Raw genomic sequence first — 7,562 nt, 5'->3', positions numbered from 1 at the left:
ACGGCGCCGGCCGGACGCCAGGATAGCGGCCCGCAGTATCCCCACCACAACGGCAGGCCGGAGCAGAAGAAGAGGTCAGAACACATGAGTACAATTCTGGAAATGCGCGGAATTGAAAAGACATTCCCAGGTGTCAAGGCGCTCAACAACGTCAACCTGGCAGTGCGCACCGGCGAGATCCACGCCGTGGTCGGCGAGAACGGCGCCGGCAAATCCACCCTGATGAAAGTCCTGAGCGGCGTCTATCCGCACGGCAGCTATTCCGGCGACATCATCTATCAGGGACAGACCCGCGAATTCAAGGATATCGTCGACAGCGAAAGCGTCGGCATCATCATCATCCATCAGGAGCTGGCCTTGGTGCCGCTGCTGTCGATTACCGAAAATCTTTTCCTCGGCAACGAGCAGGCCAGCGGCGGCGTGATCGACTGGGAGCTGTCCTACGCCAAAGCCAAGGAACTGCTGGCCAAGGTCGGCCTGAAGGATCCGCCATCGACGCTGATCACCAACCTCGGCGTCGGCAAGCAACAGCTGATCGAGATCGCCAAGGCTTTGTCGAAAGAGGTCAAGTTGCTGATCCTCGACGAACCGACCGCCAGTCTCAACGAAAGCGATAGCGATGCCTTGCTCGAACTGCTGCTGGAGCTGAAGGCGCAGGGCATTTCGTCGATCCTGATTTCGCACAAGCTCAACGAGATTTCCAAGGTCGCCGATTCGATCACCGTGCTGCGCGATGGCGCCACGGTCGATACCTTCGACTGCCGCAAGGAAGAAATCAGCGAAGACCGCATTATCCAGAACATGGTCGGCCGTGAGATGGCGGACCGCTACCCCAAGCGCGAGCCGCAGATCGGCGAGACCATTTTTGAAGTCAAACAGTGGCGCGTGCATCATCCGATTCATCCCGATCGCGTGGTGATCAAGGACATCGACTTCAACGTGCGCAAGGGCGAAATCGTCGGTATCGCCGGCCTGATGGGCGCCGGCCGCACCGAGCTCGCCAAGAGCATCTTCGGCCGTGCCTACGGTACCAAGATCAGCGGGGAAGTGTATTTGCACGGCAAGAAGATCGATGTCGGCACGATTCAGAAAGCCATCAACCACGGCATCGCTTACGTCACCGAAGACCGCAAGGGCGACGGTCTGGTGCTGGACGAAGACATCAAGAAGAACATCTCGCTGGCCAACCTGGGCGCGATCTCCGACAAATCGGTGATCGACGAGGCGCGCGAGTTCAAGGTGGCGGCGGATTTCCGCACCAAGATGCGGATCCGCTGTTCGAGCGTGCTGCAAAAGGTAGTGAACCTGTCCGGCGGCAACCAGCAGAAGGTGGTGCTCAGCAAGTGGCTGTTCTCGAATCCGGAAGTACTGATCCTCGATAGCCGACGCGCGGCATCGACGTTGGCGCCAAGTTCGAGATCTACACGCTGATCAACCAGCTGGCCGCGGAAGGAAAATGCATCATCATGATCTCGTCGGAAATGCCGGAATTGCTGGGCATGTGCGACCGGATCTATGTCATGAACGAAGGGCAATTCGTCGGCCAGTACACGGCGGCGGATGCATCGCAGGAAAAAATCATGCGTTCCATCGTAAGGAACGAAAGGATTGTGAAGAATGGAGAACAATGAAATGAGCAAGACACCTACGCTCGACGCGGTCCCTGAAGCCAAGCGGGAATACGCCGGCTTCCTCAAGAACAACATGCGCGAATACGGCATGCTGCTGTCGCTGGTGGCGATCATGGCCTTCTTCCAGGTCATGACCGACGGTACGCTGATGCAGCCGCTCAACCTGACCAACCTGGTGCTGCAAAACAGCTATGTGGTGATCATGGCGCTGGGCATGCTGATGGTGATCGTGGCCGGCCACATCGACTTGTCGGTGGGTTCGGTGGTCGGTTTCATCGGCGCGCTGGCGGCGGTGCTGATGGTCAACTATGAAGTCAACTTCATCCTGACCACCGTCATTTGCCTGATCGCCGGCGCCGCCATCGGCGCGGCGCAAGGTTACTGGGTGGCGTTTTTCCGCATCCCGTCCTTCATCGTCACGCTTGCAGGCATGCTGGTGTTCAAGGGCCTGACGCTGGCGCTGCTGGAAGGCCAGTCGGTTGGACCTTTCCCGCGCGGCTTCCAGTTGCTGAGCTCGGGTTTCATTCCTGAATTCTTCGCGGATACCGACACCGGCAGCGTACGCCTGACGTCGCTGCTGGTCGGCATTGCCGCGGCGGCAATCCTGCTGGCGGTCAAAGTCCATGGTCGCAGCAAGCAGGTCAAGCACGGCATGGAAGAAGAACCGGCTGTGTTCTTCCTGCTCAAGAACATCCTGTTCGCCGCAGGCATCATCGCCTTCAGCTACCTGATGGCGTCCTACAAGGGCATGCCGAACGTGCTGATCATCATGTTCGCACTGATGGTGATCTACACCTTCGTGACCAATCGCACCACCATCGGCCGCCGCGTCTACGCCGTCGGCGGCAATGAAAAAGCCGCCAAGCTGTCCGGCATCAAGACCGAACGCGTGAGCTTCTACACCTTCGTCAACATGGGCATGCTGGCAGCGCTGGCAGGGCTGATCTTCGCTGCGCGCCTGAACACGGCGACACCGAAGGCCGGCACCGGCTTCGAGCTGGACGTGATCGCCGCCTGCTTCATCGGCGGTGCATCGGCCTCGGGCGGCGTCGGCAAGGTCATGGGTGCGGTCATCGGCGCCTTCGTCATGGGCGTGATGAACAACGGCATGTCCATCATGGGCATCGGCATCGATTACCAGCAGGTGATCAAGGGCCTGGTGTTGCTGGCCGCCGTATTCTTTGATGTCTACAATAAAAATAAATAACAAGAAATAAAGGTTCTGCCAGAGGGGGGCTGTGAGAGGAGTTTCTCGCAGCCGTTTTCATCAGCGTCGCCACAACGGGAGTGGCGACCGCACTATTCCAACGGATGAGTAAATGACTATCGACAAGAAGCGCACACTGCGTTCCGCAGCCTGGTTCGGTACAGCCGACAAGAACGGTTTCATGTATCGCAGCTGGATGAAGAACCAGGGTATTCCCGATCATGAATTTCAGGGCAAGCCGGTCATCGGCATCTGCAACACCTGGTCCGAACTGACGCCGTGCAATGCGCATTTCCGCAAGATCGCGGAACACGTCAAGCGCGGCATCATCGAGGCCGGCGGTTTCCCGGTCGAGTTCCCTGTGTTCTCCAATGGCGAATCCAACCTGCGCCCGACTGCCATGTTGACGCGCAACCTCGCCAGCATGGACGTTGAAGAATCGATCCGCGGCAATCCGCTGGATGCAGTGGTGCTGCTGGTCGGCTGCGACAAGACCACGCCGGCCTTGCTGATGGGCGCGGCCAGCTGCGACGTGCCGGCCATCGTCGTCACCGGCGGCCCGATGCTCAACGGCAAGCACGAAGGCAAGGACATCGGCTCCGGCACGGTGGTCTGGCAACTGAGCGAGCAGGTCAAGGCGGGCAAGATTTCCATTCACGAATTCATGGCGGCCGAAGCCGGCATGTCGCGTTCGGCCGGCACCTGCAACACCATGGGTACGGCTTCGACGATGGCTTGCATGGCCGAGGCGCTGGGCACTTCGCTGCCGCATAACGCCGCGATTCCCGCCGTTGATGCGCGCCGTTATGTGCTCGCGCACATGTCCGGCATGCGCATCGTCGACATGGTCTGGGAAGGCCTGACCTTGTCCAAGATCCTGACGCGCGAAGCGTTCGAGAACGCCATTCGCGTCAACGCCGCCATCGGCGGCTCGACCAACGCCGTCATTCACCTGAAGGCCATCGCCGGCCGCATGGGCGTCGACCTGGAGCTGGAAGACTGGACCCGCGTCGGTCGCGGCACGCCGACGATTGTCGACCTGCAGCCGTCGGGACGCTTCCTGATGGAAGAGTTTTATTACGCCGGCGGCTTGCCGGCAGTGCTGCGCCGTCTCGGTGAAGCCGACCTGATCCCGCACAAGGATGCGATGACAGTCAACGGCAAGACGCTGTGGGAAAACAACCAGGATGCGCCGCAGTACAACGACGAAGTGATTCGCACGCTGGACAATCCATTGATCGACGACGGCGGCATCTGCATCTGGACGCAGGGGGCCCCCTGCCGTGCTGAAGCCGTCGGCGGCGTCGCCCGAACTGATGAAGCATCGCGGCAAGGCGGTCGTGTTCGAAGACTTTGCGCATTACAAGGAACGCATCAACGATCCCGATCTGGACGTCGACGCCAGCTCGGTGCTGGTGATGAAGAATTGCGGTCCCAAGGGTTATCCCGGCATGGCCGAAGTCGGCAACATGGGCTTGCCGCCCAAGCTGCTGGCGCAAGGCGTCAAGGACATGGTGCGCATTTCCGATGCGCGCATGAGCGGCACCGCCTACGGCACCGTGGTCCTCCACGTGGCACCTGAAGCTGCTGCCGGCGGCCCGCTGGGCATCGTCCAGGATGGCGACTTCATCGAGCTCGACGCCTATGCCGGCAAGCTGCAGCTGGACATCAGCGAAGAAGAGATGAAGCGCCGCCTTGAGGCCCGCGCCAAGGTGCTGGCCGAGCGCAAGCCCGAGATGGTCGGCGGCTACCAGTCCCTGTATGTGGACCGCGTGCTGCAGGCCGATGAAGGCTGCGACTTCGACTTCCTGGTCGGCTGCGCCGCCATTCCGAAACATTCACACTAAGATTCATATTAATCCGGAGTGACAACCATGTTGCTGGTGCAATTCAAACAAGCTGACGGCAGCCGCCAGGTCGGCGTTCTCGAAGACGACGGCAAGAAGATCCGCGTCGTTGACGGCTATCGCAGCACTTATGCCTTGGCGCGCGCCGCCATCGCCAAGAAAAGTTCTCTGCAGGATTTCGCCAACGCGGCACTCGGCTCGACCGTGGTCGATTACGCGCAGGTTGCGGCGAGCGGCGGCCTGCTGGCCCCGCTGGATCACGAAGACACGGCCCACTGCTACGTCACCGGCACCGGCCTGACTCATCTGGGCAGCGCCGATGGTCGCGACGCCATGCACAAGAAACTCGACGGTGCCGGCGACAACCTGACCGACAGCATGAAGATGTTCCGCATGGGCCTGGAAGGCGGCAAGCCTGCGGCCGGCAAGATCGGCGTGCAGCCGGAATGGTTCTACAAGGGCGACGGGTCCATCGTGCGCGCTGCGGAAGAGCCGCTGGCGATGCCTCACTTCGCGCTCGACGGCGGTGAAGAGCCGGAGATCGCCGGTCTCTACATCATCGGCGACAACGGCCAGCCGTACCGCCTCGGTTTCGCCATCGGCAACGAATTTTCCGACCACGTGACCGAGCGCCAGAATTACCTGTTCCTGGCGCATTCCAAGTTGCGCGTCTGTTCGGTTGGTCCGGCATTGCTGGTAGGCGAACTGCCGGCGCACGTGCAAGGCACGTCGCGCATCCGTGCGCAAGACGGCAAGGTCCGCTGGGAGAAACCCTTCGTCAGCGGCGAGGACAACATGTCGCATACGGTCTCGAACCTGGAATATCACCACTTCAAATATCCGCTGTTCCGCCGTCCCGGCGACGTGCACATCCACTTCTTCGGCACGGCGACGCTGAGCTGCTCGGACAACATCACGGTGGCGCCGGGCGAGACGTTTGAAATCGACGTCGCCGCGTTCGGTCCTGCATTGCGCAATCGCCTCAGCCTGGACGATGTGCCGCACCCGCAGGTCAACGTGCTCTGAGCAAAATCCAATTCAGGAGAATTCATGTCTGCAACATATCAACTGGCGAGCTACCCCAGCCTCAAGGGCAAGCGCGTCTTCATTACCGGCGGCGGCACCGGCATCGGTGCGGCCATCGTCAGTGCGTTGGCTGAACAGGGCGCGGTCGTCGCCTTCGTCGACATCGCCAAGGACGCCAGCGAAGCCCTGTGCAAGCAGATCGCCGACGCCGGTTTCACCGCGCCGTCGTTTCGCTACTGCGATTTGCGCGATATCGCCTCGTTGCAAAACACCATCAGGGAACTGGCTGCACAGCTGGGCGACTTCGACGTGCTGGTCAACAATGCCGCCAACGACGAGCGTCACAAGCTGGAAGACGTGACGCAGGAATACTGGGACAACCGCATCGCCATCAATCAGCGCCCTTCGTTCTTCGCGGTGCAGGCGATAGCGCCGGGCATGATCAAGAAGAAGGCCGGTTCCATCATCAACTTCAGCTCGATCAGCTGGCATACGTCGAGCGGCGGCTTTCCGGTCTACACCACCGCCAAGTCGTCGGTGCTGGGCCTGACGCGCGGCCTGGCCCGCGATCTCGGCGCGCATAACATCCGCGTCAATACCGTGACGCCGGGCTGGGTCATGACGGAACGCCAGATCGAATTGTGGCTGGACGAAAAGGGCAAGGAAGACATCGCGCGCAATCAATGCCTGCAAGGCGAATTGCTGCCGTGGCATCTGGCGCGCATGGTGCTGTTCCTGGCGTCGGATGAAAGCGTCATGTGTACGGCACAGGAATTCATCGTCGATGCCGGTTGGGTCTGATGAAGCAAGGCGGGCGGCCAGGCCTGTCCTGAAAGCGGGACACACTGGCTGAAATTAAAAAAGCGTCGCTGTCTGGCGACGCTTTTTTTCATTGGTGGAGAGAGAAAAACTGAGATATCGGGCGGCGGGCTGTTGTTTTTTTGCAGTTGCTTTTTTTATTTTCGAGTGCAGAAAAATCACGCTACACAAATGGGTGAATCCGGTTTCCAGATTCTCTAATGCTTTCTTACATTTCTTAATAAAACTGCGGGACGCACTGTGGCCTTTTTGCCGCATCATGCGCAAGAAAATTCCTGCTCAGTAAATCATTTTCGCCACTTCGCGGATGGCCTGCAGCACCAGGTTGGCCCCTGGCGAGAGCAGATTGTCCTGGCGCGTGATGATGCCGAAACCCGCCATGCGGCAGGGGAGTTCGATGGGCAGGATGTCCATCAGGCGGGCCTGGGTGTAGTAGCGCGCCACTTCGGTGGGCATGGCGTAGATGAAGTCGGTCTGCTGCAGCAGGCTGGTGATGGTCAGAATCGCCGTGGTGTCGACCACGTTGGCCGGCGGCGTCAGGCCGCTCTTGCGGAACATCAGGTCGACGCGGCTGCGCAGGATGCTGCCCTTGGGCGCCATGATCCAGGGATGGTCGACGATGTCCTTGAGCGTCATGTTCTTGTGCTCGTGCAACGGATGACCGACGCGGGCGACCGCGCAGATCGGTTCGTCTGATAATTCTTCGTAGTGCAGGTTGTGGCTGACTTCTTCATCAAGGATGCGCGCCACCAGGAAGTCCAGATCGCCGCGTAGCAACCGCGCCAGCAAGATGTTGCTGCTCTCGACTTCGACCCCGATGCGCAGCATGGGTGAATGTTCCTTGACGCGTGCAATCGCCGCCGGCACCAGCGACAGGCCCGGCGACAGGATCACGCCGACGTCGACCTGGCCGGACAGGCCGGACTTCAGTGCGACGATGTCTTCGTGCGCTTTCGACAGGCTGGTGAGCGCCATGCGGGAGTGGCGGATCATGGCTTCGCCGTAGATGGTCGGACGCATGCCGCGCGGCAG

4 protein-coding genes and 2 pseudogenes are annotated in these 7,562 nt (G+C 60.3%); 5 read left to right on the top strand and 1 reads right to left on the bottom strand.

What is annotated here, in order from left to right; genetic code table 11:
* The first annotated feature begins 84 nt into the window (after positions 1-84).
* From mmsA to HLUSI_RS0126055, 5 genes and pseudogenes are all read left to right on the top strand, one after another.
* Positions 85-1,631, top strand: a pseudogene (mmsA, locus tag HLUSI_RS30830) (multiple monosaccharide ABC transporter ATP-binding protein).
* Between the two features lies 1 nt (position 1,632).
* Positions 1,633-2,838 carry a multiple monosaccharide ABC transporter permease gene (gene mmsB / locus HLUSI_RS0126070; RefSeq protein WP_193365596.1) on the top strand — a complete coding sequence of 402 codons (1,206 nt, stop codon included), beginning with the start codon at positions 1,633-1,635 and terminating at the stop codon, positions 2,836-2,838.
* A 112-nt stretch (positions 2,839-2,950) separates the two neighbouring features.
* Positions 2,951-4,685, top strand: a pseudogene (locus HLUSI_RS30825) (IlvD/Edd family dehydratase).
* Between the two features lie 27 nt (positions 4,686-4,712).
* Positions 4,713-5,711, top strand: coding sequence for an AraD1 family protein (araD1, locus tag HLUSI_RS0126060; RefSeq protein ID WP_016836720.1), 999 nt, complete (start codon positions 4,713-4,715; stop codon positions 5,709-5,711).
* A gap of 24 nt (positions 5,712-5,735) precedes the next feature.
* Positions 5,736-6,512, top strand: coding sequence for an SDR family NAD(P)-dependent oxidoreductase (locus HLUSI_RS0126055; protein ID WP_016836719.1), 777 nt, complete (start codon positions 5,736-5,738; stop codon positions 6,510-6,512).
* Positions 6,513-6,809: 297 nt separating this feature from the next.
* On the opposite strand, the gene HLUSI_RS0126050 is transcribed toward HLUSI_RS0126055, so the two are convergent.
* A partial coding sequence (locus HLUSI_RS0126050; RefSeq protein WP_016836718.1) for a LysR substrate-binding domain-containing protein occupies positions 6,810-7,562 on the bottom strand: 753 nt, incomplete at its 5' end.

It is taken from the genome of Herbaspirillum lusitanum P6-12 (genome assembly GCF_000256565.1).
In the GTDB taxonomy this organism is placed as follows: Bacteria; Pseudomonadota; Gammaproteobacteria; order Burkholderiales; family Burkholderiaceae_D; genus Herbaspirillum; species Herbaspirillum lusitanum.
This window is presented reverse-complemented; position numbering and strand designations above follow the sequence as displayed.

Excerpts from the sequence above, each read along its gene's own strand:
- mmsB (WP_193365596.1), top strand. The coding sequence starts at position 1,633 with ATGAGCAAGACACCTACGCTCGACGCGGTCCCTGAAGCCAAGCGGGAA.
- araD1 (WP_016836720.1), top strand. The coding sequence starts at position 4,713 with ATGTTGCTGGTGCAATTCAAACAAGCTGACGGCAGCCGCCAGGTCGGC.
- HLUSI_RS0126055 (WP_016836719.1), top strand. The coding sequence starts at position 5,736 with ATGTCTGCAACATATCAACTGGCGAGCTACCCCAGCCTCAAGGGCAAG.